This window comes from Pseudomonas sp. 22085, assembly GCF_052045815.1.
In the GTDB taxonomy this organism is placed as follows: Bacteria; Pseudomonadota; Gammaproteobacteria; order Pseudomonadales; family Pseudomonadaceae; genus Aquipseudomonas; species Aquipseudomonas glycinae.
This window is the reverse complement of the sequence record NZ_JBQEQA010000018.1, coordinates 42,871-67,006: the sequence shown is the minus strand read 5'-3', so window position 1 is coordinate 67,006 and position 24,136 is coordinate 42,871. Positions and strand designations below refer to the sequence as shown.

General features: G+C 62.2%; 21 protein-coding genes. 14 read left to right on the top strand and 7 right to left on the bottom strand.

All coding sequences use genetic code 11. The features are described 5' to 3' along the window. Positions 1 to 82: 82 nt before the first annotated feature. Positions 83 to 1,138 carry a biotin synthase BioB gene (gene bioB, locus ACTJK7_RS21535; protein WP_011336244.1) on the bottom strand — a complete coding sequence of 352 codons (1,056 nt, stop codon included), beginning with the start codon at positions 1,136 to 1,138 and terminating at the stop codon, positions 83 to 85. Between the two features lie 91 nt (positions 1,139 to 1,229). Between bioB and ACTJK7_RS21530 the strand changes: the two genes are divergently transcribed. The 5 genes from ACTJK7_RS21530 (at position 1,230) to rarD (ending at position 6,809) form a co-directional block, all read left to right on the top strand. Further along, positions 1,230 to 1,970, top strand: a complete 741-nt coding sequence (locus tag ACTJK7_RS21530) for a ComF family protein (protein WP_108563407.1) — start codon at positions 1,230 to 1,232, stop codon at positions 1,968 to 1,970. A 58-nt stretch (positions 1,971 to 2,028) separates the two neighbouring features. Then, complete coding sequence (locus tag ACTJK7_RS21525; protein WP_201817831.1) at positions 2,029 to 2,793, top strand: TOBE domain-containing protein; 765 nt, start codon at positions 2,029 to 2,031, stop codon at positions 2,791 to 2,793. 69 nt (positions 2,794 to 2,862) lie between these two features. Then, positions 2,863 to 4,764: a PhoX family protein gene (locus tag ACTJK7_RS21520; RefSeq protein WP_108563409.1), complete on the top strand. Its 1,902-nt coding sequence runs from the start codon at positions 2,863 to 2,865 to the stop codon at positions 4,762 to 4,764. Between the two features lie 116 nt (positions 4,765 to 4,880). Then, positions 4,881 to 5,855: a serine/threonine protein kinase gene (locus ACTJK7_RS21515; protein ID WP_440779559.1), complete on the top strand. Its 975-nt coding sequence runs from the start codon at positions 4,881 to 4,883 to the stop codon at positions 5,853 to 5,855. Positions 5,856 to 5,921: 66 nt separating this feature from the next. Next, positions 5,922 to 6,809 carry an EamA family transporter RarD gene (gene rarD / locus ACTJK7_RS21510; protein ID WP_108563411.1) on the top strand — a complete coding sequence of 296 codons (888 nt, stop codon included), beginning with the start codon at positions 5,922 to 5,924 and terminating at the stop codon, positions 6,807 to 6,809. Positions 6,810 to 7,032: 223 nt separating this feature from the next. On the opposite strand, the gene ACTJK7_RS21505 is transcribed toward rarD, so the two are convergent. Continuing rightward, the gene (locus ACTJK7_RS21505) at positions 7,033 to 7,551 is read right to left on the bottom strand and encodes a glycine cleavage system protein R (RefSeq protein WP_011336250.1); all 519 of its coding nucleotides are present in this window, start codon (positions 7,549 to 7,551) and stop codon (positions 7,033 to 7,035) included. 454 nt (positions 7,552 to 8,005) lie between these two features. Between ACTJK7_RS21505 and ACTJK7_RS21500 the strand changes: the two genes are divergently transcribed. After that, positions 8,006 to 10,183, top strand: a complete 2,178-nt coding sequence (locus ACTJK7_RS21500) for a malate synthase G (RefSeq protein WP_085654017.1) — start codon at positions 8,006 to 8,008, stop codon at positions 10,181 to 10,183. Positions 10,184 to 10,254: 71 nt separating this feature from the next. Here ACTJK7_RS21500 and ACTJK7_RS21495 read toward each other — a convergent pair whose 3' ends face one another. Continuing rightward, positions 10,255 to 10,701 (bottom strand): response regulator, encoded by a 447-nt coding sequence (locus ACTJK7_RS21495; RefSeq protein WP_085654016.1) that lies wholly within the window; start codon positions 10,699 to 10,701, stop codon positions 10,255 to 10,257. Positions 10,702 to 10,954: 253 nt separating this feature from the next. Here ACTJK7_RS21495 and ACTJK7_RS21490 point away from each other — a divergent pair, with 253 nt between their 5' ends. The 8 genes from ACTJK7_RS21490 to ACTJK7_RS21455 all read left to right on the top strand — a co-directional run bounded on the left by ACTJK7_RS21490 (position 10,955) and on the right by ACTJK7_RS21455 (position 19,874). Beyond that, positions 10,955 to 12,895 carry a putative nucleotidyltransferase substrate binding domain-containing protein gene (locus ACTJK7_RS21490; protein ID WP_085654015.1) on the top strand — a complete coding sequence of 647 codons (1,941 nt, stop codon included), beginning with the start codon at positions 10,955 to 10,957 and terminating at the stop codon, positions 12,893 to 12,895. Further along, positions 12,892 to 13,599: a 3'-5' exonuclease gene (locus ACTJK7_RS21485; RefSeq protein ID WP_011336254.1), complete on the top strand. Its 708-nt coding sequence runs from the start codon at positions 12,892 to 12,894 to the stop codon at positions 13,597 to 13,599. The genes ACTJK7_RS21490 and ACTJK7_RS21485 overlap by 4 nt, the downstream gene beginning before the upstream one ends. A 110-nt stretch (positions 13,600 to 13,709) precedes the next feature. Then, entirely contained in the window at positions 13,710 to 14,228 is a 519-nt protein-coding gene (locus ACTJK7_RS21480; protein ID WP_039768032.1) for an RNA polymerase sigma factor, read from the top strand. Further along, positions 14,225 to 15,196, top strand: a complete 972-nt coding sequence (locus ACTJK7_RS21475) for a FecR domain-containing protein (protein ID WP_085654014.1) — start codon at positions 14,225 to 14,227, stop codon at positions 15,194 to 15,196. Before ACTJK7_RS21480 ends, ACTJK7_RS21475 begins: the two co-directional genes overlap by 4 nt. Positions 15,197 to 15,372: 176 nt before the next feature. Next, complete coding sequence (locus ACTJK7_RS21470; RefSeq protein ID WP_085654013.1) at positions 15,373 to 17,799, top strand: TonB-dependent siderophore receptor; 2,427 nt, start codon at positions 15,373 to 15,375, stop codon at positions 17,797 to 17,799. 73 nt (positions 17,800 to 17,872) lie between these two features. After that, complete coding sequence (locus ACTJK7_RS21465; RefSeq protein WP_108563417.1) at positions 17,873 to 19,003, top strand: PepSY-associated TM helix domain-containing protein; 1,131 nt, start codon at positions 17,873 to 17,875, stop codon at positions 19,001 to 19,003. After that, positions 19,000 to 19,188, top strand: a complete 189-nt coding sequence (locus ACTJK7_RS21460) for a hypothetical protein (protein WP_108563418.1) — start codon at positions 19,000 to 19,002, stop codon at positions 19,186 to 19,188. The genes ACTJK7_RS21465 and ACTJK7_RS21460 overlap by 4 nt, the downstream gene beginning before the upstream one ends. A gap of 56 nt (positions 19,189 to 19,244) precedes the next feature. Beyond that, positions 19,245 to 19,874, top strand: a complete 630-nt coding sequence (locus ACTJK7_RS21455) for a glutathione S-transferase (RefSeq protein ID WP_085654036.1) — start codon at positions 19,245 to 19,247, stop codon at positions 19,872 to 19,874. Between the two features lie 132 nt (positions 19,875 to 20,006). Here ACTJK7_RS21455 and creD read toward each other — a convergent pair whose 3' ends face one another. The 4 genes from creD to rloA2 all read right to left on the bottom strand — a co-directional run bounded on the left by creD (position 20,007) and on the right by rloA2 (position 24,087). Then, on the bottom strand, positions 20,007 to 21,332 hold the full coding sequence (gene creD, locus ACTJK7_RS21450) for a cell envelope integrity protein CreD (protein ID WP_440779555.1): 1,326 nt from the start codon (positions 21,330 to 21,332) through the stop codon (positions 20,007 to 20,009). Positions 21,333 to 21,414: 82 nt separating this feature from the next. Then, the gene (gene creC / locus ACTJK7_RS21445) at positions 21,415 to 22,830 is read right to left on the bottom strand and encodes a two-component system sensor histidine kinase CreC (protein WP_323150829.1); all 1,416 of its coding nucleotides are present in this window, start codon (positions 22,828 to 22,830) and stop codon (positions 21,415 to 21,417) included. After that, positions 22,830 to 23,510, bottom strand: a complete 681-nt coding sequence (creB, locus tag ACTJK7_RS21440) for a two-component system response regulator CreB (RefSeq protein WP_323150828.1) — start codon at positions 23,508 to 23,510, stop codon at positions 22,830 to 22,832. Before creB ends, creC begins: the two co-directional genes overlap by 1 nt. 73 nt (positions 23,511 to 23,583) lie before the next feature. Beyond that, positions 23,584 to 24,087 (bottom strand): retropepsin-like aspartic peptidase RloA2, encoded by a 504-nt coding sequence (gene rloA2 / locus ACTJK7_RS21435; RefSeq protein ID WP_007959815.1) that lies wholly within the window; start codon positions 24,085 to 24,087, stop codon positions 23,584 to 23,586. Between the last annotated feature and the right edge of the window lie 49 nt (positions 24,088 to 24,136).

Below are 24,136 nucleotides of genomic sequence, written 5' to 3'. Positions count from 1 at the left end.
CATCAGTGTCGACTGTCAGTCCGCTATCGCTGGCAAGCCAGCTCCCACAGGGGAGTGTTCCTTCAGCAAATCGGGGCGAGTTTCAGACCGCCGCGTTGTAGAACTGCTCGCTGCTCTTCTGCTCCACCAGCGCCTGCTCGATGGCAGCCTGATGCACTTCGTCGGCGTGCTCTTCGCGGGCTTCCGGCTGAATGCCCAGACGTGCGAACAACTGCATGTCCTTGTCGGCCTGCGGGTTGGCGGTGGTCAGCAGTTTGTCGCCGTAGAAGATCGAGTTGGCGCCGGCGAAGAACGCCAGGGCCTGCATCTGCTCGTTCATCGCTTCACGGCCGGCGGACAGGCGCACGTGGGATTGCGGCATCAGGATCCGCGCCACGGCGAGCATGCGGATGAAGTCGAACGGATCGACGTCGTCAGCGTTTTCCAGCGGCGTGCCGGCGACTTTCACCAGCATGTTGATCGGCACCGATTCCGGGTGCTCCGGCAGGTTGGCCAACTGGATCAGCAGGTTCGCGCGGTCATCGAGGGACTCGCCCATACCGAGGATGCCGCCGGAGCAGATCTTCATCCCCGCATCGCGCACATAGGCCAGGGTCTGCAGACGCTCGGCATAGGTGCGGGTGGTGATGATGCTGCCGTAGAACTCCGGCGAGGTGTCGAGGTTGTGGTTGTAGTAGTCGAGCCCGGCCTTGGCCAGTGCTTCGGTCTGATCCTGATCGAGACGACCGAGGGTCATGCAGGTTTCCAGGCCCATGGCCTTCACGCCTTCGACCATCTTCAGCACATAGGGCATGTCCTTGGCCGACGGGTGCTTCCACGCCGCGCCCATGCAGAAACGGGTCGAACCGATGGCCTTGGCGCGTGCAGCCTCTTCGAGGACTTTCTGCACTTCCATCAGCTTCTCTTTTTCCAGCCCGGTGTTGTAGTGACCGGACTGCGGACAATATTTGCAATCTTCCGGGCAGGCACCGGTCTTGATCGACAGCAGGGTGGAAACCTGGACGCGGTTGGCGTCGAAATGCGCGCGGTGCACCGTCTGCGCCTGGAACAGCAAGTCGTTGAATGGCTGAACGAACAGTGCTTTGACTTCAGCCAAAGTCCAGTCGTGACGCAGGGTGGCAGTGGTGCTGGCGCTCATGGGCGTTTCCTTGGTTATGCTTGGCTTGCGCCTGGGGAAACGGAATACCCACAGGCACGACACGGATGTTCGGCATATTTAAGGAAGAGTCATGCGCTGTCAACCAGACCACGAGAGACCGGTTTACATCTGGTTAAAAAACAAACAACACTGCTTGTTGTGTGACGAACCGGCAGAGGCGCAAATCCCGATCTGTAGCGCTTGTGAAACCGATTTGCCGTGGCTGGGCGATCAATGCCTGACCTGCGCCCTGCCCTTGCCCGCCTACGGCCTGACCTGTGGCGGCTGCCTGCAGGAACCGCCGGCCTTTGAAACGGTGGCCGTGCCCTGGACTTACAGCTTTCCGGTGGACACGCTGATCACTCGTTTCAAGCACAACGGCAAATGGCCGCTTGGCCACTTGCTCGCCGACGTTCTTGGCCAATTCCTGCAACATCGCTTCGAAGAAGACCTGCCGCGCCCGGACGCCCTGGTGCCGGTGCCGCTTGCACCCAAACGCCTGCGCCAGCGCGGCTTCAATCAAGCGGCGATGCTGGCGCAGTGGCTGGGCAAGTCACTCGACCTGCCTTGCGAGGAGCACAGCCTTTTGCGCGTGCAGGATACCGACGCCCAGCAGGCCCTCAACGCCAAGGCGCGTAAACGCAATCTGCGTCACGCCTTCGCCTTGAGCCCCGATGCCCTGGTGCAAGGCCGGCACCTGGCCCTGGTCGACGACGTGCTGACCACCGGCGCCACCGCTCAGGCACTGGCCCGTTTGCTGATGGACGCCGGCGCCGCGCGGGTGGATGTGTACTGCCTGGCCCGCACGCCAAAACCCGGCGACGCGGCTTGACGGATACGCTTCGAGCCGCCAACGTCCTCCCTCAACCCTTCAGCACAAAGCGTCCGCCATGGCCCTGCCCTCTTTGTTGTCCCAGCACATCGTCCGCCGTCCACAGCGCATCGCCTTGCTGCAACACATCGCCGAACAGGGTTCGATCACCCGCGCCGCAAAAAGCGCCGGCCTGAGTTACAAGGCGGCGTGGGATGCCATCGATGAGCTGAACAACCTTGCGCAAAAGCCTCTGGTCGAGCGCGCGGTCGGCGGCAAGGGCGGCGGTGGCGCCAGACTCTCGAGCGAGGGCGAGCGAGTGCTGCGCCTGTATCAAAAGCTGCAAGCCTTGCAGGCTCAAGTACTGGAAGCAGCCGAGGACGCCAGCGATCTGGACCTGCTCGGTCGGCTGATGCTCAGGACCAGCGCGCGCAATCAACTGCACGGCAAAGTCGTGCTGATCGAAGGCCAGGGCCGCAACGACCTGATCCGCCTCGAACTGGCCGAAGGCCTGTCGATCGACGCGCAGATCACCCACGACAGCACCGTTCACCTGGAGCTGCAACCGGGCACCGAAGTGGTGGCACTGATCAAGGCCGGCTGGCTCGAACTGCTCGCTCCACAGGCCACACCTGCCGTTGGCCAGAATCTTTTGAGCGGCCGGATCGAGGCGATTCTCGACGCCGAAGACGGCCCGAGCGAAGTGCGCATCGCCCTGCCCAACGGCCAGACCCTGTGCGCGCTGGCCGAACCGCTGGACTTGCGCACCCGAGGCCTGACGGTCGAGCAAGCGGTGCAGGTGCAGTTTTCCCCGTCCAATGTGCTGCTCGGAACACCGCTCTAAACAGCGCTGCAACGAAAGCGTCATCGACCCGCATTAAGGTGGCTGCCAAAACCATGCAGGGAGCCTGATGTGAGCCTATTAGAAGAAAACCAATCCACAGACCTGGAAAAAATGGTCGGCCTGAGCCGTCGCGGTTTCATCAGCGCCGGCGCGCTGTGCGGCGCGGCGATGTTCCTCGGCGGCAACCTGCTGAGCCGCAGCGTGCTGGCCGCCAGTGTCAGCGCCGGCAACAGCCGTCTGCTCGGCTTCGACAGCATTCCGGCGGCCACCACCGACACCATCAGCCTGCCCAAGGGCTACAAGTCGTCGGTGCTGATCAGCTGGGGTCAACCGCTGCACAAGAACGGCCCGGCCTTCGACCCGAGCGGCAACGGCACCGCGGCCGCACAGGAAGTGCAGTTCGGCGACAACAACGACGGCATGAGCCTGTTTGAATTCCCGGGCGAGAAAAACCGCGCGTTGATGGCGATCAACAACGAATACACCAACTACCGCTACCTCTACCCGCACGGCGGCATGCCGCAATCGGCCGAGGACGTGCGCAAGGCCCTGGCCTGCGAAGGCGTGTCGGTGATCGAAGTGCAGCGCAAGAACGGCCAGTGGCAGTTCGTCCAGGGCTCGCGCTACAACCGGCGCATCCACGGTAACTCGCCGCTGCGTATCAGCGGCCCGGCCGCCGGTCACGAGCTGATGAAAACCAGCGCCGACAAGCACGGCAAGAAAGTCCTTGGCACCTTCCAGAACTGCGCCAACGGCAAGACGCCGTGGGGCACTTATCTGACCTGCGAAGAGAACTTCACCGACTGCTTCGGCAGCAGCAACGCCCAGCAACAGTTCGACCCGGCGCAGAAACGCTACGGTGTGTCGGCCGCCAGCCGCGAGATCAACTGGCATCCATTCGATCCGCGCTTCGACATGGCGAAGAACCCCAACGAGCTCAACCGCCATGGCTGGGTCGTGGAGATCGACCCGTTCGACCCGCAATCGACCCCGGTCAAACGCACCGCACTGGGCCGCTTCAAACATGAAAACGCCGCACTGGCCGAGACCGACGACGGTCGCGCCGTGGTGTACATGGGTGACGACGAACGCGGCGAGTTCATCTACAAATTCGTCAGCCGCGACAAGATCAATCACCGCAACGCCAAAGCCAACCGCGACATCCTCGATCACGGCACGCTGTACGTCGCCAGGTTCGATGCCGGCGACGGCAATCCGGATCACCCGAAAGGCCAGGGCCAGTGGATCGAACTGACCCACGGCAAGAACGGCATCGACGCCAGCAGTGGTTTCGCCGATCAGGCCGAAGTGCTGATTCACGCACGTCTCGCCGCCAGTGTGGTCGGCGCCACGCGCATGGACCGTCCGGAATGGATCGTGGTCAGCCCGAAAGACGGCCAGGTTTATTGCACCCTGACCAACAACGCCAAACGCGGCGAAGACGGGCAACCGGTGGGCGGGCCGAACCCCCGCGAGAAGAACGTCTACGGGCAGATCCTGCGCTGGCGCACCGACCGCGACGATCACGCGTCGAAGACCTTCGCCTGGGATTTGTTCGTGGTCGCCGGCAACCCGAGCGTCCACGCCGGTACGCCGAAAGGCGGCTCTTCGAATATCACCTCGCAGAACATGTTCAACAGCCCCGACGGCCTCGGCTTCGACAAGGCCGGACGGTTGTGGATTCTCACCGACGGAGATTCGAGCAACGCCGGTGATTTCGCCGGGATGGGCAACAACCAGATGCTCTGCGCCGATCCTGCGACCGGTGAGATTCGCCGGTTCATGGTCGGGCCGATCGGGTGTGAAGTCACCGGGATCAGCTTCTCGCCGGATCAGAAAACCCTGTTCGTCGGGATTCAGCATCCGGGCGAGAACGGCGGTTCGACCTTCCCCGAGCACCTGCCGAACGGCAAGCCACGCTCATCGGTGATGGCGATTACCCGTGAAGATGGCGGGATCGTCGGCGCCTGATCGGGCGACGCTCTGATCGTTCCCGTGCGCTGCGCGGGAACGATCCCACTCAAGACCGCCCGTCTGCGCTACCATGCTGAGCCGGACGCGGCAGCCTGCTGCGCGCAGGAGTCAGCATGGCCCACCCGTTTGAAACCCTCACCCCAGACCTCGTGCTCGATGCCGTCGAAAGCATCGGCTTCCTGAGCGACGCGCGCATTCTGGCGCTCAACAGTTACGAAAACCGCGTCTATCAGGTCGGCATCGAAGACTTGGAACCGCTGATCGCCAAGTTCTATCGCCCGCAGCGCTGGACCAACGAAGCCATTCTCGAAGAACACCAGTTCACCTTCGAACTGGCCGACGTCGAGATCCCGGTGGTGGCGCCATTGATCCACAACGGCGAAACCCTGCACGAACACGCCGGGTTTCGTTTCACTCTGTTTCCCCGTCGCGGTGGCCGGGCGCCGGAACCGGGCAATCTCGACCAGTTGTATCGCCTCGGCCAGTTGCTCGGGCGCATGCACGCGGTCGGCGGGACCAAACCGTTCGAGCACCGCGAAGCGCTGGCGGTGAAGAACTTTGGCCATGACTCGCTGACCACTTTACTGGAAGGCGACTTCATTCCCAGGAGCCTGCTGCCGGCCTACGAGTCTGTCGCCCGCGACCTGCTCAAGCGTGTGGAAGATGTCTACGCCAACACCCCGCACCAGAACATCCGCATGCATGGCGACTGCCACCCCGGCAACATGATGTGCCGCGACGAGATGTTCCACATCGTCGACCTCGACGACTGCCGCATGGGCCCGGCGGTGCAGGACATCTGGATGATGCTCGCCGGCGATCGTCAGGATTGTCTCGGGCAGCTGTCGGAATTGATGGACGGCTACAACGAATTCCATGACTTCGACCCGCGCGAACTGGCGCTGATCGAACCGCTACGCGCCTTGCGCCTGATGCATTACAGCGCCTGGCTGGCCCGACGCTGGGACGATCCGGCGTTCCCCCGCAGCTTTCCGTGGTTCGGCAGCGAGCGGTATTGGGGCGATCAGGTGCTGGCGTTGCGCGAGCAACTGTCGGCGTTGAACGAAGAGCCGTTGAAGCTTTTCTGACACGACACGTCTATACAACTGCCCGTACAATCGCTGCTTTGTTAGCTGCCTAAGCAAGGATTCTGCATGCAAGCCGCCAACCCGCGTCGCGGGTACATTCTGGGCCTGAGTGCCTACATCATCTGGGGACTGTTCCCGCTCTACTTCAAAGCCATCGCCGAAGTGCCGGCGGTGGAAATCATCATTCATCGAGTGCTGTGGTCGGCGCTGTTCGGCGCGCTGCTGTTGATGGTGTGGAAGCATCCCGGCTGGTGGCAGGAACTGCGCGACAACCCGAAACGCCTGGCGATTCTTGCGCTCAGCGGCACCTTGATCGCGGCCAACTGGCTGACTTACGTGTGGTCGGTGAACAACGGCCGGATGCTGGAGGCGAGCCTCGGTTATTACATCAACCCGCTGGTGAACGTGCTGCTGGGCATGCTGATCCTTGGCGAACGCTTGCGCCGCATGCAGTGGCTGGCGGTCGGTCTGGCGGCTATCGGTGTGGCGCAGCAGGTGTGGCAGGTCGGCAGCCTGCCGTGGGTGTCGCTGGTGCTGGCGCTGACCTTCGGTTTCTACGGGCTGATCCGCAAGCAAGCGCCGGTCAAGGCACTGCCGGGGCTGGTGGTGGAAACCTGGATGCTGGTGCCGATCGCTCTCTCGTGGCTGCTGTTCAATCCGACCGCGACCAGTGCCCAGGCCGAGTTCTGGACCACTTCCGAAGCCTGGTGGCTGGTGGCAGCCGGTCCGGTGACGCTGGTGCCGCTGGTCTGCTTCAACGCGGCGGCACGGCATCTGCCTTACACCACCCTCGGCTTCCTGCAATACCTGGCGCCGACGCTGGTGCTGCTGCAAGCCGTGCTGCTGTTCGGCGAGCACTTGTCATCCAGCACGCTGATCGCCTTCATGTTTATCTGGGCCGGTCTGGCGGTGTACAGCGTCGATGCATGGATGAGTCTGCGTCGGCGCAGCTGATCAAAAAACGCACAAACCTCCACAGGCCACGATTCTCGTGGCCTGTATCGTTCCTTCCCAAGGTTATCCACAGCGTGATCCCCGTCGTTTGTGCGCAAGTCACTGAATGCTGGCGGTTTTTTGATCAATCTTCGGCAAGCCACGGCGGACGTGGCCTGGCGCTCAGTCTCTACAGGTTATCCACAGGCAGGTGCACGTTTAAACTGGATAACCCGATCCGTCTTCACAGGTCGGTGCGCAGCACCAGTTCCACCATCAAGTCATCGGCCAGGGTTTCCAGGCGCGATTGCAGCACGTCCAGCGACAAAGTCAGCGGCACGGCGAGAATCGCTTCGGCGTGGAACAGCGGTTCACTGCTCATCGGTGCCGGGCGCACTTCGGTCACCAGCCGTTCGAGGTTCACGCCCTGCTCGCTCAGCAGCCGGGTGATGTCACGCACGATCCCCGGACGATCATTGCCCACCAGTTCCATGGCGATCGGTTTCCAGGTGCAGGCCTGTTCGATACCGCTTTCGGCCACCAGCACGCGAATGCCCTGTGCCGACAGTGCTTGTAAGGCATCGACTAATTCGTCGTAAGCCTCCGCCGGCACGCCCACCCGCAGGATCCCGGCGAACTGCCCGGCCATCCGTGACATGCGGCTTTCCAGCCAGTTGCCGCCGTGTTCGGCGATGCATTGGGCGATGCGCTCGACCTGCCCGGGCTTGTCCGGTGCGAAGACGGTGAGTACGAGGTGATCCATGGCGCAGCCCTCTTGTCATGACTTTTGTTATAGAAGAGCAAGTATAGGCAAGCGTTCCACAGACGCCTCAGACGCTCGAAGTCACAAATCGTGTACAACTTTTTATATTTAACTGGAACAATCCATTGGTTTTTTGAGAACATCCCGTTCCGCGCCGTGACCGCAATGCGTCATGGGGTCGCAGAACGACGTAATTAGTCTGATTTTCACAACCGCAACTCATCATGTAGTATGCCGCAGCGCGCACTACATAACGCTGGATCGATGTCTGCCCAAGGCACGTTCGCAACCCTGAAAGCCCCGTCAGCAAGGCCCCCGAGCCGTTGATTGGTCCCAGCCCAGCCGCCAGCGATGGCATGTACTGGTCGAGGGGTTTGTGGTTTAAATGGCCAGAGGCTTCATTGTTAAATTGAAGAGCTGAAAAGCGAAATAGCTGAGCAGAGTGAGGCAAGCAATGACTGAACACGTTCAAGTCGGTGGCCTGCAGGTCGCCAAAGTCCTGTTCGACTTCGTGAACAACGAAGCCATTCCCGGTACCGGCCTCACCGCCGACAAATTCTGGGAAGGTGCCGACAAGGTCATTCACGACCTGGCGCCAAAGAACAAAGCCCTACTCGCCAAACGCGATGACTTCCAGGCTCGTATCGATGGCTGGCACCAGAGCCGTGCCGGTCAGCCGCACGACGCCGTGGCCTATAAAGCCTTCCTGCAAGAGATCGGTTATCTGCTGCCAGAAGCGGCTGATTTCCAGGCAACGACGCAAAACGTCGATGACGAAATCGCCCGTACCGCCGGCCCGCAACTCGTGGTCCCGGTGATGAACGCCCGCTTCGCCCTCAACGCCTCGAACGCCCGCTGGGGCTCGCTGTACGACGCCCTGTATGGCACCGACGCCATCAGCGAAGCCGGCGGCGCGGAAAAAGGCAAAGGCTACAACAAGGTGCGTGGCGACAAAGTCATCGCCTTCGCCCGTGCGTTCCTCGACGAAGCCGCGCCATTGGCGACCGGCTCCCACGTCGATTCCACCGGCTACAAGATCGCTGACGGCAAACTGGTCGTCACCCTCAAGGGCGGCAGCACCAGCGGCCTGCGCAAAGACGCACAGCTGATCGGCTTCCAGGGCGATGCCAATGCGCCGATTGCGATCCTGCTGAAAAACAACGGCCTGCATTTCGAAATCCAGATCGACGCCAGCACCCCGGTCGGCCAGACCGATGCCGCCGGCGTCAAAGACATCCTGATGGAAGCAGCGCTGACCACCATCATGGACTGCGAAGACTCCGTGGCGGCTGTCGATGCCGACGACAAGGTGGTGATCTACCGCAACTGGCTCGGCCTGATGAAGGGCGACCTGGCGGAATCCGTGTCCAAGGGCGGCCAGACCTTCACCCGTACCATGAACCCGGATCGCACCTACACCAAGGTCGACGGCAGCGAATTGACCCTGCACGGCCGCTCGCTGTTGTTCGTGCGTAACGTCGGTCACCTGATGACCATCGACGCGATCCTCGACAAGCACGGCAACGAAGTGCCGGAAGGTATCCTCGACGGTCTGGTGACTTGCCTCGCAGCGATGCACAACCTGAACGGCAACACTTCACGCAAGAACACCCGCACCGGTTCGGTCTACATCGTTAAACCGAAGATGCACGGCCCGGAAGAAGCGGCGTTCACCAACGAGCTGTTCGGTCGCATCGAAGACGTGCTGGGCCTTGCGCGCAACACCCTGAAAGTCGGGATCATGGACGAGGAACGCCGTACCACAGTCAACCTCAAGGCCTGCATCCAGGCGGCCAGCGAGCGCGTGGTGTTCATCAACACCGGTTTCCTCGACCGCACCGGCGACGAAATCCACACCTCCATGGAAGCCGGCCCGATGGTGCGCAAGGCTGACATGAAGGCCGAGAAATGGATCGGCGCCTACGAGAACTGGAACGTCGATATCGGTCTGAGCACCGGCCTGCAAGGTCGTGCGCAAATCGGTAAAGGCATGTGGGCGATGCCCGACCTGATGGCAGCGATGCTCGAACAGAAAATCGCTCACCCGCTGGCCGGCGCCAACACTGCCTGGGTTCCGTCGCCGACCGCCGCTGCGCTGCACGCGCTGCACTATCACAAGGTCGACGTGTTTGCCCGTCAGGCCGAGCTGGCCAAACGTGCCCGCGCGTCGGTCGATGACATCCTGACCATTCCGCTGGCGGTCAACCCGAACTGGACGCCGGAGCAGATCAAGAACGAACTGGACAACAACGCCCAGGGCATTCTCGGTTACGTGGTGCGCTGGATCGATCAGGGCGTGGGTTGCTCGAAAGTGCCGGACATCAACGACATAGGCCTGATGGAAGACCGTGCGACGCTGCGTATCTCCAGCCAGCACATCGCCAACTGGCTGCGCCACGGTGTAGTGACCGAGGCGCAAGTGATGGAAAGCCTCAAGCGCATGGCGCCGGTGGTGGACCGTCAGAACGCCAACGACCCGCTGTACCGTCCGCTGGCCCCGAACTTCGACAGCAACATCGCCTTCCAGGCGGCAGTCGAACTGGTGATCGAGGGCACCAAACAGCCGAACGGCTACACCGAGCCGGTCCTGCACCGTCGTCGCCGCGAGTTCAAGGCTGCCAACGGCCTGTAACCCGCGCAGATGCCGGACATGAAAAAGCCCTGATCTTTCGATCAGGGCTTTTTTTGTTTGCGCCGGATTGGCTAGGGCTCGATGCCCAGCTCATGTCTGACGAGACCGAGCAATTTGGCGGTATCAATCGGCTTGAGCAAAAAATCCACCACGCTCAAATGCATCGCCGCAATCGCATCCTTCACGTCGGCATCGCCGGACACAATGATGATCGGCATCGCCGCCCTGACGGATTCGCGCACCTGGCGGATCAGCTCCAGGCCATCGACGTTGCCCATGCGCAGATCGGTGATCACCAACCCGATCGAAGGTTTTTCCGCGAGCATTTTCAGCGCGGTTTCGCCGCTGGCGGCGGTCATGCAACGGATACCGTCCAATCCCAGAATCTCCGACAACAGCTCCCGGGCGTCCTTGTCGTCATCGACGATCAATACACGCTGCGGTGGCAGATCGGGTTCGAGCATTACAGCGCTGAGCGCTTCCCGCTCGGCGTCGCTCAAAATATCGTGGTCGGACATGGCGTTCTCTACGTTTTCAATTCGATCCCCTGGCACAGTGGTCAGACATCGCTGGGCAGAGCTTCAATGTGCACTTCGTCGGATTTTTTTCCAAGGGGCGAACCGAAGAATTTCCGACTGATTTTGTAGGGCATATCCGAAAACTACCCAACGGCATGCCCAACCTAGACTTACGTCCAATGGGCACCCCGCGCGATGGGGCCGACCATGGCTGCAACGATCCGACAACAACAATTCGAAAAAGACTGCGGTAATGGTTATGAGTAAAGCGGACGCCTTCACCCAGGCAGGGAAAACCGCGGTGTTGCAGAACATTCAGGGCACTTTGCAATTCCTCCAGCGCTTCCCCCCTTTCAATCAAATGGAACACGCTCACCTGGCCTATCTGGTGGAGCAATGCCAGCTGCGCTTCTACGGTCAGGGCGAGAGCATCATCAAACCCGCCGACGGGCCGGTCGAACACTTCTACATCGTCAAGCAGGGCCGGGTAGTCGGCGAACGTCCGCACACGGCCAAGGGCGGCACCGAAACCACCTTTGAAATCACCACCGGCGAGTGTTTTCCCCTTGCCGCGTTGCTCGGTGAACGGGCGACCCGCACCGAGCATCTGGCTGGCGAAGACACCTTCTGCCTGCAACTGAACAAACTGGCGTTCATCAAGCTGTTCGCCCTCTCCAACACCTTCCGCGACTTCGCCCTGCGCGGGGTCAGCAGCCTGCTGGATCAGGTCAATCAGCAAGTCCAGCAGAAAGCCGTGGAAACCCTCGGCACCCAATACTCGCTAAACACCCGTCTCGGCGAATTGGCCATGCGCCATCCGGTGACCTGCAGCTCTTCCACCCCACTGCGCGAAGCAGTGAAGCTGATGCACGAACAACAGGTCGGCAGCATCGTCGCGGTGGATGAGCACAAGGCGCCGCTGGGGATTTTCACCCTGCGCGATCTGCGGCATGTAGTGGCTGAAGGGGTTGGCGATTTCAGCGAGCCGATCGACCGTCACATGACCCGCTCGCCGTTCTATCTGTCGCCGGATCACAGCGCCTTCGACGCGGCGATTGCCATGACCGAACGGCACATCGCCCACGTCTGTCTGGTCAAGGATCGGCGCCTGTGCGGCGTGGTCTCCGAGCGGGATCTGTTCTCGCTGCAGCGGGTGGATCTGGTGCACTTGGCGCGGACCATTCGCAGCGCCCAGCGGGTCGAACAACTGGTGACCCTGCGCGGCGAGATCGGCCAACTGGTGGAGCGCATGCTGGCTCACGGCGCCTCGTCGACCCAGATCACCCACATCATCACCCTGCTCAACGATCACACCGTGTGCCGGGTGATCGAACTGACCCTCGCCGAAAAAGGCGATCCCGGTGTGCCGTTCAGCTGGCTGTGCTTCGGCAGCGAAGGCCGGCGCGAGCAGACGCTGCACACCGATCAGGACAACGGCATTCTGTTCGATGCGCGGGATGCGGTCCATGCGGCGGAGATTCGCGGCAAGCTGCTGCCCATCGCCCAGCAGATCAATACCAGCCTGGCGCAATGCGGTTTCACCCTGTGCAAGGGCAACGTCATGGCCGGCAATCCGCAGCTGTGCCTGTCCCGTGCCGAATGGGCCCGACGGTTTTCCGCGTTCATTCGCGAGGCGACGCCGGAGAACCTGCTGGGCTCCAGCATCTATTTCGACCTGCGCGTGGTCTGGGGCGACGAACAGGGTTGCGAACAATTGCGCCGGGGGATTCTCGATCAGGTCGGCGACAATCGTTTGTTCCAGCGGATGATGGCCGAGAACGCCTTGCGCAACCGCCCGCCAGTGGGACGTTTCCGTGAGTTCGTGCTGACCCGCAAGAACGGCGAGAAAGCCACCCTGGACCTGAAGATTCAGGGCCTGACCCCGTTTGTCGACGGTGCGCGCCTGCTGGCACTGGCCAACGGCATCGACGCCAACAACACCCTCGAACGCTTCCGCCAACTGGTGGATAAAGAAGTCATCGACCGGCTGGATGGCGCCGCGTACGAAGAGGCGTACCACTTCATTCAGCAGACGCGCATGCAGCAGCATCAATTGCAGACCCGGGAAAACCTGCCGTATTCGAACCGGGTCGATCCCGACAGCCTCAATCATCTGGACCGGCGCATCCTGCGTGAATCCCTGCGCCAGGCCCAGCGCCTGCAAAGCAGCCTGACCCTGCGGTATCAGCTATGAGCCTGTTCTCGTGGCTGCGTCCGGCCAGCCCCGTTGTGCCGGACGACCTGCAACAGCGCCTGACGAAACTGCCGGCCATCGGCGAACTGCGCGAGTGCAGCCTGCGCGAGCAACGCTGGGTAGTGCTGGATCTGGAAACCACCGGGCTGAACCTGAGCAAGGATCGGGTGCTGTCGATCGGCGCGGTGGTGATCGAGGACGGTGCGATCGACTTCAGTCAGCAATTCGAACGCACCCTGCAATGTCACGAGTTGAAACTCGGCCCGAGCGTGTTGATTCACGGCTTGGCCCCGAGCGCGATTGCCGCCGGCAGCGAGCCCACCGAAGCCCTGGTCGAGTTGCTGGAGTTTATCGGCGACAGTCCGGTGCTGGCGTTTCACGCTTCGTTCGACCAGCACATGCTCGGCCGCGCACTGAAGGAACATCTCGGGCACAAGTTGCAGACGGTGTTTCTCGATGTGGCGCAGATCGCCCCGCTGGTTTGCCCGCAGGCACATATTCGCGAGGCGGGGCTGGACGAGTGGATCGACTGGTTCAAGCTCGAAGTGTTCGAGCGCCACCATGCGAGCGCCGATGCTCTGGCCACCGCGGAACTGGCGCTGATCCTGTTCAGTCGGGCGCGCCAGCAGCAGATCCACAGTCCGCTGAATCTGCAGCAACGCCTGAGTCAGTGGAAGCGCCGCCAGCAGACGCATTCGTTCTGAATCCGGGTTGTCGCCCGACAACCCGACCGGTGGCCAATTGCTAACCATTCCCACCTCTGCCACAATCGCGAACAATTCTCGTTAGTTAACACTTCCCAGTCGGTGTCGTCGTGTCTTCAGCCCAAAGCCCTCACAGTGAGCTCGTCGGTGCGTTGTATCGCGACCACCGCGGCTGGCTGCTGGCTTGGCTGCGGCGTAACGTGGCTTGCCCGCAACGGGCCGAAGACCTGAGCCAGGACACTTTCGTCCGCCTGCTCGGCCGCGACGAACTGCTGACACCGCGCGAACCCCGGGCGTTTCTGGTGGCCATTGCCAAAGGCTTGTTGTTCGACTACTTCCGCCGGGCGGCGCTGGAACAGGCGTATCTGACCGAACTGATGCTGATCCCCGAGGGCGAGCAGCCCTCGGTCGAAGAACAGCAACTGATCCTCGAAGACCTCAAGGCCATCGACCGCATGCTCGGCAAGCTGTCGACCAAGGCCCGCGCCGCTTTCCTCTATAACCGCCTCGACGGCCTGACCCACGCCGAGATCGCCGACAAACTCGGCGTGTCGGTCCCGCGCGTGCGCCAGTACCTGGCCCAAGGTATTCGACAGTGCTACATCGCGCTGTACGGTGAGCCAACATGAGCCCGGCCAGTTCTAGACCGGTCCCGGCCCATGTGCTGGACGCGGCGATTGCCTGGCAATTGACCCTCGATTCCAGCACGCCGCTGGAGCGCGAAGAGTTCGCCAAATGGCACGCGGCCAACGAAGAACACGCCCGCGCCTGGCGCCAGCTGGGCATGCTCGACCAGCGTTTCAGCGTGGCCAAGGGCCCGGCACGCAGCGCGTTGCTGCAATCGCGCGAAGGCATCCGCCGCCGGGTGCGCAAGCTGGGCAGCGGATTGGCCAGTGTCGTGGCGGTGGTTGGGCTGGCGCTGTTTGCCGGTGAACGTTATCTGCCGCTGGACTACTGGCTCGCGGATCAACGCACATCCACCGGCGAACAGCGCACCGTGCGCCTGACCGACGGCACCGTGCTCAACCTCAATACCCACAGCGCAGTGGATGTCCGCTTCGATGAAAAACAACGCCTGATCGTGTTGCAGGAAGGCGAAATCCTCGTCGAAACCGGTCACGGCGATGCACGGCCGTTCATCGTCGAAACCGCCGAGGGCAGCATGCGCGCCCTGGGCACGCGGTTCCTGGTCAAGCGCGAAGACGCCGGCACGCGCCTGAGCGTGTTGCAGTCGGCGGTGGCGGCGCATCCGCAATCCGATCCGCAGGAACAGATCCTGCGCGAAGGCCAGCAAGTGCTGATCCGCAATAACGGTCTGGATTCGGTGGTGGCGCTCAACCCCGGCGCCGATGCCTGGACCCGCGGCATGCTGGTAGTGGACAACGCGCGCCTGGAAGACCTGGTGCATGAACTCGGGCGCTATCGTCGCGGCCATCTGGGCATCGCGCCGGAAGTCGCCGACCTGCGCATCACCGGCAGCTTCCCGCTGCACGACACCGACAAGGCGCTGAACGCCCTGCTGCCGACTTTGCCGGTGCAGATCGAACAGCACACGCCATGGTGGGTGACCGTGGCCAAGGCGGATCCGAAGCCCTGACATTCGGTGCTGCCTGCCCGCGACAGGCCACCTGCCCCCCCTGAAAACGGACTTTCTGCTGACTTGCGCAGCGATGCCGTTCGTTAATCGAAATTATTTTCATCCAGCCCTATCACTTTTCGAATCTCGTCCGGCACACAGGCAATTGAGAAATATTTCCATTCAGGAGCCGCCGTATGTCCCGTTCGCTAGACACCTTGTTGCGCCCCAGTTTGCTGGCGGTCGCCATTGCCCTCTGCACCCCGCTGGCCAGCAGCCAACTGATCGCCGCTGAACAGGCGTCGAGCGTACGCGCCTACAACCTGCCGGCGGCTCCGTTGTCGACCACCCTGAATCAGATCGCCAGCCAGGGCGGCCTCACGCTGTCGCTGAACCCGTCGCTGGCGGCGGGCAAGACCTCGGCGCCGGTCAACGGCCAATATGACGCGGCCGGCGCCCTGCGCGCGGCCCTGCGCGGCACCGGTCTGCAACTGGAACAGAGCAGCACCGGCACCTACACCCTGGTCGCCGTGCCGGAAGGCGCGATGGCTCTGCCGGAAACCTCGGTGATCGGCGTGGAAAACTTCGAAAGCGCCTGGGGCCCGGTCGAAGGCTACACCGCCACCCGCACCGCCGCCGGCACCAAGACCGACACCGCGCTGGTCGAAGCACCGCGTTCGATTTCGGTCGCCACACGCCAGCAAATGGAAGACCGCGGCGTGCACAGCCTCGATGACGCCGTGCGCTATATGCCGGGGATCACCGCCAGCAGCTACGGCAGCGACACCCGCGCCGACTGGCTGCGCGTACGCGGTTTCGAACCGACTCAGTTCCTCGACGGCCTGCCCCTGCCAAAAGGCGTGTACGCCAACCCGAAACAGGAAACCTGGAACCTCGATCGCCTCGCCCTGCTGCGCGGCCCGGCCTCGTCCGTCTACGGCCAGACCCCGCCGGGCGGCCTGCTGGACATGGTCAGCCGTCGCCCGAGCGATGTGCAGAGCAGCGAAATCCAACTGCAATACGGCAGCGACAACCACCGCCAGATCAACTTCGCCAGCACCGGCAAGATCGATGACGCCGGCCAGTTTCTCTACGGCCTCAGCGGTGTGGTACGTGACAGCGGCACGCAGATCGACCACGTCGACAACAAGCGCTACAACATCGCGCCGAGCCTGACCTGGAACATCGACGACGACACCAGATTCACCCTGCTGACCCAGTTCACCCGCGACGATACCGGCATCACCAGCCAGTTCCTGCCGGTGCAGGGCACCAAGATCGACATGCCGTTCGGCAAGGTTTCCCATCACAAGAACCTGGGCGATCCGGACTGGGAATACTACGACCGCACCTATTACGCGCTGGGCTATGCCTTCGAACATCGCCTGAACGATGTGTGGCAGTTCAAGCAGAACCTGCGCTACACCAAGTCGGATCTGTCGTTCCAGGGCATCACCGTCGGCTCCTACCCGTTCACTCAAGTGGACAATGACGGCAACGTCGGCCGTACCACCACCATCGTCGACGAAGACATCAGCCAGTTCGCCGTGGACAACAACTTCCAGGCCGACTTCGCCACCGGCGACATCCGCCACACCCTGCTGCTGGGTCTGGATCACCAGCGCAGCAACACCAACTACACCTCGATCTTCGGCAGCGCGCCGGAGATCAACGTGAACAATCCGATCCATGGTCAGCCGATCGTGCGTCCGGCGCGCACCACCGCGTTCTATGACTACAACCAGAAGACCTACCAGACCGGCCTCTACGTTCAGGACCAGATGGCCCTGGACCAATGGCGCCTGACCCTCGGCGGCCGGGAAGACTGGGTGCACACCAGCACTCAATTCATCAACAAGGGCGACGCCACCAACACCCAGCGTGACAAGGCGTTCAGCGGTAACGCGGCGATCAGCTACGTGTTCGATTCCGGTTTCGTGCCGTACCTGTCCTACGCCGAATCGTTCCAGCCGACCACCGGCGCCGACGCCTCGTCGACCGAATCGCTCAAACCGACCGAAGGCAAGCAGTGGGAACTGGGCATCAAGTACCAGCCACCGGGCAGCAAGACCCTGCTGACGGCAGCCGTGTATGACCTGACCCAGAAAAATGTCTCGGTCAGCTCGTTCGTCAACGGCGTATCGATCACCAGTCAGACCGGCGAAGTGAAGGTCAAAGGCCTTGAGCTGGAAGCCGTCTCCGACGTCACCGACAACCTGAAGGTCATCGCCGCGTACACCCTGGCCAAGTCCGAAGTGCAGAACGGCGCCGACAAGGGCAACCGTCTGCAACTGATGCCGAATCAGCAAGCCTCGCTGTGGGCCGATTACACCTGGCACAGCGGTGTGCTCGACGGCTTCGGCATCGGCGCCGGCGCGCGCTACACCGGCAACACCTACGGCGACAAAGCCAATACCTGGCTGGGCAAGGCGGACGCGTACACCGTGTTCGACGCCGCCGTGCATTACGACCTCGGCCGTCTGGACAACAGCCTCAAAGGCGCGTCGCTGGCACTCAACGCCACCAACTTGCTGGACAAGGACTACATCTCCACTTGCGACAGCTTCTACTGCTACTACGGCGACCAGCGCAGTGTCGTCGCAAGCGCCACTTACAAGTGGTAAGCGCCTGAGCTGAACAGGCCCTGCAACCAGGCCGTCCCTCGTGGACGGCTTGGGTGTTTTTGAAGGTCATGAAATGAAAAGTAAAACAATTCGCCGCTGGTCCTTGGTCCACACCTGGACCAGCCTGATCTGCACCGTGTTTTTGCTGCTGCTGGCCCTGACCGGCCTGCCGCTGATTTTCCATCACGAGATCGACCACCTGCTGGGCGATGCGCCCGAGTTGCGGGTGATGCCGGCGGACACGCCGCATCTGAACCTGGCGCAACTGGTCGAAGCGGCGGAGAAGCATCGCCCCGGCGAGGTCGTGCAGTACTTCGGCTTCGAAGACGACGAACCGAATGCCGTGCTGACGATCATGGCCAGGACCGCCGGCACCGAGCCCAATTCCTCGCACACCTTCATGCTCGACGCGCGCACCGGCGAAGCCCTGGAAATGCCGTCGGCCAACGGTGGGCTGATGCTGTTCATCCTGCGCCTGCACGTCGACATGTTCGCCGGGCTGCCGGGCAAATTGCTGCTGGCGTTCATGGGCTTGCTGTTCGTGGTCGCGATCGTGTCCGGCACGGTGTTGTACCTGCCGTTCATGCGCCGCTTGGCGTTCGGCACCGTGCGCCAGGACAAATCCACCCGCCTGCGCTGGCTCGACCTGCATAACCTGATCGGCGTGGTAACTCTGACCTGGGCGCTGGTGGTCGGCGTGACCGGGGTGATCAGCGCCTGCGCCGATCTGATCATCGCTGCATGGCGCAACGATTCGCTCAACGCCATGATCGCGCCCTACCGCGATGTCCCGCCGCTGATCCACCTCGCCCCGGCCACGCGACTGCTGGATATCGCCAACGAAGTCGCACCGGGCATGAAACCGGACTTCATCGCCTTCCCCGGCACCCGTTTCTCCAGCGAGCACCATTACTCGGTGTTCATGAAGGGCGGCACCCACCTGACCTCGCACCTGCTGACCCCGGTGCTGATCGACGCCAGCACCCTGCAGGTCACGGCGGTGGCAGAACGACCGTGGTACATGGACGCCATGGGCATGTCGCAGCCGCTGCACTTCGGTGACTACGGCGGCATGCCGATGAAAATCCTCTGGGCCACGCTGGACGTGCTGACCATCATCGTCCTCGCCAGCGGCGTGTACTTGTGGGTGGTACGACGCAAGGCCGCGAAACCGGTACTGGAACCGGCGCAGGCCTCTGCATGAAGCCGCGTCAGTCGAATTTCTGGAAGGTCTTCAGCACACCGCTGGTGATCGCGCTGCTGAGTGCGGCGGGCCTGTTCGCGGCGTTGCTGGGCGACGGGATCTGGGATGGCCTGAGCTGGATTGGTCTGGGCATTCCGGCAGTCATTGCCCTGCGCGGATTGCTGCAACGCCGCCGAACGGCTTGAGCCTGACGGGCAACGCGCTATGCTGCCCGTCATTGCCCCTGACCGAGACCCTGCCGATGTCCGCTCCCAGCATGACCCTGTTCCACAACACCCTGTCCCCGTTCGTGCGCAAAGTCATGGTGCTGCTGCACGAGACCGGCCAGCAGGATCGCGTCGCGCTGCAGGACTGCGTGCTCAGCCCTGTCAGCCCGGACGCCGCCCTCAACGCAGACAACCCGCTGGGCAAGATCCCGGCCCTGCGCCTGGCCGACGGCAATGTCATCCATGACAGCCGGGTGATCCTCGATTACCTCGACCACCAGCACGTCGGCAACCCGCTGATCCCCCGCGACGGCTCGGCCCGCTGGCGGCGCCTGACCCTGGCCTCGATGGCCGACGGGATCATGGACGCCTCGGTCATGGTGCGTTACGAGCAAGTGCTGCGCGCCCCGGAAAAACACTGGGACGAGTGGCTCGAGGCCCAGCGCGAGAAGATCCGCCGCGCCCTCGCCTTGCTGGAGCGCGACGCGATTGCCGAACTGACCTGCCACTTCGACGTCGCCGCGATCAGCGTGGCCTGTGCACTGGGTTATCTCGACCTGCGCTTCCCGGATCTGGGCTGGCGTGACGCCAATCCGCAACTGGCCAACTGGTTCTTTGAAGTGAGCCAGCGGCCGTCGATGATTGCGACCATGCCGAAGGCTTGACGCACCGGGCGGGAGGCAACGAGGCAAAGATCAGCGTCATCAACACCTCGGCCTCCCGCTGCTCCTCACGCAATCCCACGAACCGGCTCATTGCACCGCTCCGATATCGAATTGCAGCGGTTTGGCCGGTTTCTACCCGATCCCGTACCAGTCCAGATTGCGGGTCAGCACCATGAACACACCGAGCAGACCGAACAGCAGCAGCGAACCCATCAGCAGCGCGTAATCCTCGGCGCTCAGCAAGCCGTAGAGCAAACCGAACAACGCCGCCAGCCCCGCCGAAAAACTCAAGCCATGCCGCACGCTGCGCAGCACGTGGCAGACATAGAACCCGATCAACAGCACACAACCGCTGGCCGACAACAGATACGCCAGGGCAAACCCGATGTGCTCCGACAACGACAGCAGCAACAGATAAAAGAACGCCAGCGCCACGCCCACCAACGCGTATTGCACCGGGTGCACCGCCAGGCTTTTCAGCACTTCGAACAGGAAGAAACCGGCGAACGTCAGGACGATGAACAACAGCGCATATTTGATCGCCCGGTCACTCTTCAGATACTGATCCACCGGATCGATGAAGCTCACGCCGAAACTGCGCCCGTTGAACGCCTCGCAATCATTGCCCGACACACAACGGCTCATCGCCTCCTGCAAATTGGTGGAGAAAAACGAGGTCTGCCAATCGGCGGTGAAACCCTGATCGTTGATCTCGCGTTTGGCCGGCAGAAAGTTGCCGATGAAGCTTGGGTGCGGCCAGTTGGCAGCGAGGTTCACCCGACTGGTCTTGCCCACCGGCAGCACTTGCAACGAGCCGGTGCCTTGCAGGCGCAGGTCGAAGCCGAAGGCCAGTTCCGTGGTCTTGCTGGTGTCCAGCGCCGGCAGCGTCACTCGCACACCCTCGCCCAGCCAGCCGACCTGGGTGCCGGGCACGAAGTCCAGACGCTGCGCGCCCAGTTCCAGCTTCAGCGCGTTTTCAATCCCGCGAATGTCGCTGATGCCGACTGCAAGGAACGGCGCATCGAAGGTGTAATCGGCAAAGTCTTCCTTGACTCCCAACTGCGCAGGCACCGAGAAATGCCCGCTGATACGGTTATCGGCATGGAACAGCCGCGCCTCGTAAATGCCACGCGCGCGCAGCTCGGTCTGCACCTGGCCGTCGAGTTCAAAGCGTTCCGGGAGGAAATACAGGCGTCCGCGTTCTTCGCCGATTTCCTGATAACGCTCGTCGCTCTTCTCTTTGGTCTTCCAGGTGCGAACAACTTTGCGATACGGCACAACCATCACCGGCCCGCTGAGTTGCTGGCTGTAGCTTGAGCTTCTGGCGATGTCTTCGAGCACACCGTCACGCAGTTGCTGGCGATCGTCGATGATGCCGTCGATCATCAGCAGCGGTACCAGCAATACCAGGATCAGCAGGGCAATGGCCCCGAGTTTTATCGTCAGACTTTTGTTCATGGGACTCTCCCTGTTTCGATGGGCAGAGTCTGCAAAGAGGATGTGGGGGTTTTGTGGGAGGAATGTGGAGTTTGTGTGGAGACTACAACTGCAGAACGACTTCCACCCCGGCTTCGACGTTGCCGATGCGCATCGAACCACCGTGCAACTTGACCACCTCTTCGACAAAATTGAGCCCGAGACCAGTGCTTTTACGTCCGCTGTCCGGGCGTGGCAGGGAGTAGAAGCGCTCGCTCAAGCGCGGCAAGGCGTAGTCGGGAATCGGCGTGGTTTCGTTGAACAGGCGAAGCTCGACCCGCTCACCGATTTTCTCGGCGCCGAAGCGCAGCAGACCGTGCGACGGGGTGAAATCCAGTGCGTTCTCCAGCAAATTGCCCAGCGCCTGACGCAACAGAAACGGCTCGCCTATCAACGCCAGATCCGGCGCGATGGTTTGCTCGATCCGCAGTTGCCGGCCTTCGATGCGTGCCATTTGAGCCTGTAACAGCTCATCCACCAGCGCCGCCAATGGCACTGCGACGCGTTCCTCAAGACCCTGCCGCTGTTCGACCTGAGCAAGATTGAGCAGGCGCTCGATCAACTGCTGCATCCGGGCACTTTCACTGTCGATGTTGCCGACAAAACGCAATCGCTGATCCGCCGACATCTCGTCCTGCAACAACTCGGCGGCACCACGAATGGCGGCCAGGGGGCTCTTCAATTCATGGGTCAGGGTGTGCACATAGCGCTCGACGTAGGCCTTGCCTTCGAGCTGGGTGCGCATCTGTTCCACGGCGGTCGCCAACTGCTCCAGCTCGCCGCCGCGATAGTGCGGCACCGCCACCCGACGGCCCTCGCTCACGGCCTGGGCGTACACGGTCAAGCGGTGCAGCGCGCGACTGAGCCACCACGACAGCACGGCGCCAAGCAACAGGCCGAGGACGATCAACCCGGCGCCGTACCCGAGCAAACGGCGTTCGGTGCGATCGACATAAGGTTGTAGCGAACTGTTGGGCTTGGCCACGGTGACCACGCCGATGATCGCGCCGTTGTCGCGGATCGGCGCGCCGACATGCATCACCGAGGAGTTCGGGTCATTCGGGTCACTGCGGCTGGAACGTGCGCCGTATTCACCGCGCAGGGTCAGGTAGACGTCGTTCCAGCGCGAGTAGTCCTGACCGACCGCAACACCGCTGGAGTCCAACACCACGATGCCCTTGGCGTCGGTGACGTAGATGCGGTGGTTGACCTGGTTTTTCGCCAGGCCCCAGATCGTCGCCTTCGGCTGGCGTTCGCCATAGGCGCGGAGCAGCTGCGGCCAGCGATTCTGGTTCAGGGTGCCGGCCTTGAAATCGTCCCGCAGGATTTCCGCCATCAGGTTGGCGGTATCGACCAGGGTTTCTTCGGTGGACTGGCGCACGCCGGGGCGGATTTCTTCCATCACGGTATTGAGTACGAAGTATCCGGTGAGACCGATGAACAGCACGTACACCAGGAAAATCCGCAGCCCCAGCGACATCAGCTGTGCCCCGGACTGTAGCTGTAGCCGAGGCCGCGGTGGGTCTGGATCGGCTCGGCTTCGGCGCGCACCAGACGCAATTTGGCGCGCACGCTTTTGATATGGCTGTCGATGCTGCGCTCGTACCCGGCGTCCGCCGCTACGCCCAACGCATCGAGCAGTTGCTCGCGGCTGAATACCCGCTCGGGTTGCTCGAGCAGGCATTGCAGCAGGCGGAATTCGTGGCGGGTTAGGCTCAGGGGCTGGCCGCGATAGATGATCTGTACGCGTTCGGGATCGACGCGAAACAGCGCCGAGGATGCCTCGATGACCGGGCGTGGCGCCATGCGCTTGAGAATCGCCCGGACCCGCGCCGCCACTTCCCGTGGGCTGAACGGCTTGACCACGTAATCGTCGGCGCCGATTTCCAGACCCACCACCCGGTCAATCTCGGCATTGCGCGCACTGAGAAACAGCACCGGCACTTCACTGAAGCGACGCAGTTGCTTGCAGGTTTCGAAGCCACTGATGTCCGGCAAACCGATGTCGAGGATGATCAGATCCGCCGGGGTCTGGCGCTGATGTTCCAGCGCCGCTGCGCCCAGGCTCAGCCAGGTCGTGGTGAAGCCCTCGCCCTGCAAGGCAAAAATCAGCGTGTCGGCAATCGCCGCTTCGTCTTCGACAATCAGGATATGAGGCATGGCGTCCGAGCCTGTGGGTTAAGTGCGCGAACGGTGCCCCAAGCCCGGCGTTACGTCAATGAGACCACTTGTTTCAGCAGTCCGGCTTGTCCGCCGTGAAGCGCCGCGCCGGGTTCACCGCCGCGCCGAACTCGCGCAGGGCCTTGGCACCGATCAGCAACGGGTAGTTGAAGTTGCTGCGGTCGGTCAGGTTGACCTCCACGGTACGCTTGACGTCGCCCAGGCACAGCTCCAGATCGACTACCGGGCGCTTGGCCACTTCGGTGCTTTCGCCCTCGTCTTCTTCATCCGAGCGACTCTTGATCTTGCTGATCCGCGCAACCTTGTGTTCGTACACCTTGTTGCTGGCGTCCTTGGTGGCCAGACGGAAACGCACCCAGTCTTCGCCGTCGCGCTTGAACGTCTCGATGTCCTTGGCCGACAGCGAGGCAGTCAGTGCGCCGGTGTCCATCTTGGCCTTGAGCACTTCGCCGCCGATTTCCGGCAGTGCGATGTATTCATAGCGTCCGTAAAGGGTCGGCTCGGCTGCCAGGACCGGCAGGGCGACGAGGGAAAGCAGTGCAAGGAGGGATTTCACGTAAGGGGCTTCCTTGGGAAATGGGGGCGTCAGACGCGAGATTTTAGAC

What these genes read in the sequence shown, in the direction of transcription:
- bioB (WP_011336244.1), bottom strand. Translation starts at nt 1,138, where the DNA reads ATGAGCGCCAGCACCACTGCCACCCTGCGTCACGACTGGACTTTGGCT.
- ACTJK7_RS21530 (WP_108563407.1), top strand. Translation starts at nt 1,230, where the DNA reads ATGCGCTGTCAACCAGACCACGAGAGACCGGTTTACATCTGGTTAAAA.
- ACTJK7_RS21525 (WP_201817831.1), top strand. Translation starts at nt 2,029, where the DNA reads ATGGCCCTGCCCTCTTTGTTGTCCCAGCACATCGTCCGCCGTCCACAG.
- ACTJK7_RS21515 (WP_440779559.1), top strand. Translation starts at nt 4,881, where the DNA reads ATGGCCCACCCGTTTGAAACCCTCACCCCAGACCTCGTGCTCGATGCC.
- rarD (WP_108563411.1), top strand. Translation starts at nt 5,922, where the DNA reads ATGCAAGCCGCCAACCCGCGTCGCGGGTACATTCTGGGCCTGAGTGCC.
- ACTJK7_RS21505 (WP_011336250.1), bottom strand. Translation starts at nt 7,551, where the DNA reads ATGGATCACCTCGTACTCACCGTCTTCGCACCGGACAAGCCCGGGCAG.
- ACTJK7_RS21500 (WP_085654017.1), top strand. Translation starts at nt 8,006, where the DNA reads ATGACTGAACACGTTCAAGTCGGTGGCCTGCAGGTCGCCAAAGTCCTG.
- ACTJK7_RS21495 (WP_085654016.1), bottom strand. Translation starts at nt 10,701, where the DNA reads ATGTCCGACCACGATATTTTGAGCGACGCCGAGCGGGAAGCGCTCAGC.
- ACTJK7_RS21490 (WP_085654015.1), top strand. Translation starts at nt 10,955, where the DNA reads ATGGTTATGAGTAAAGCGGACGCCTTCACCCAGGCAGGGAAAACCGCG.
- ACTJK7_RS21485 (WP_011336254.1), top strand. Translation starts at nt 12,892, where the DNA reads ATGAGCCTGTTCTCGTGGCTGCGTCCGGCCAGCCCCGTTGTGCCGGAC.
- ACTJK7_RS21475 (WP_085654014.1), top strand. Translation starts at nt 14,225, where the DNA reads ATGAGCCCGGCCAGTTCTAGACCGGTCCCGGCCCATGTGCTGGACGCG.
- ACTJK7_RS21470 (WP_085654013.1), top strand. Translation starts at nt 15,373, where the DNA reads ATGTCCCGTTCGCTAGACACCTTGTTGCGCCCCAGTTTGCTGGCGGTC.
- ACTJK7_RS21465 (WP_108563417.1), top strand. Translation starts at nt 17,873, where the DNA reads ATGAAAAGTAAAACAATTCGCCGCTGGTCCTTGGTCCACACCTGGACC.
- ACTJK7_RS21460 (WP_108563418.1), top strand. Translation starts at nt 19,000, where the DNA reads ATGAAGCCGCGTCAGTCGAATTTCTGGAAGGTCTTCAGCACACCGCTG.
- ACTJK7_RS21455 (WP_085654036.1), top strand. Translation starts at nt 19,245, where the DNA reads ATGTCCGCTCCCAGCATGACCCTGTTCCACAACACCCTGTCCCCGTTC.
- creD (WP_440779555.1), bottom strand. Translation starts at nt 21,332, where the DNA reads ATGAACAAAAGTCTGACGATAAAACTCGGGGCCATTGCCCTGCTGATC.
- creC (WP_323150829.1), bottom strand. Translation starts at nt 22,830, where the DNA reads ATGTCGCTGGGGCTGCGGATTTTCCTGGTGTACGTGCTGTTCATCGGT.
- creB (WP_323150828.1), bottom strand. Translation starts at nt 23,510, where the DNA reads ATGCCTCATATCCTGATTGTCGAAGACGAAGCGGCGATTGCCGACACG.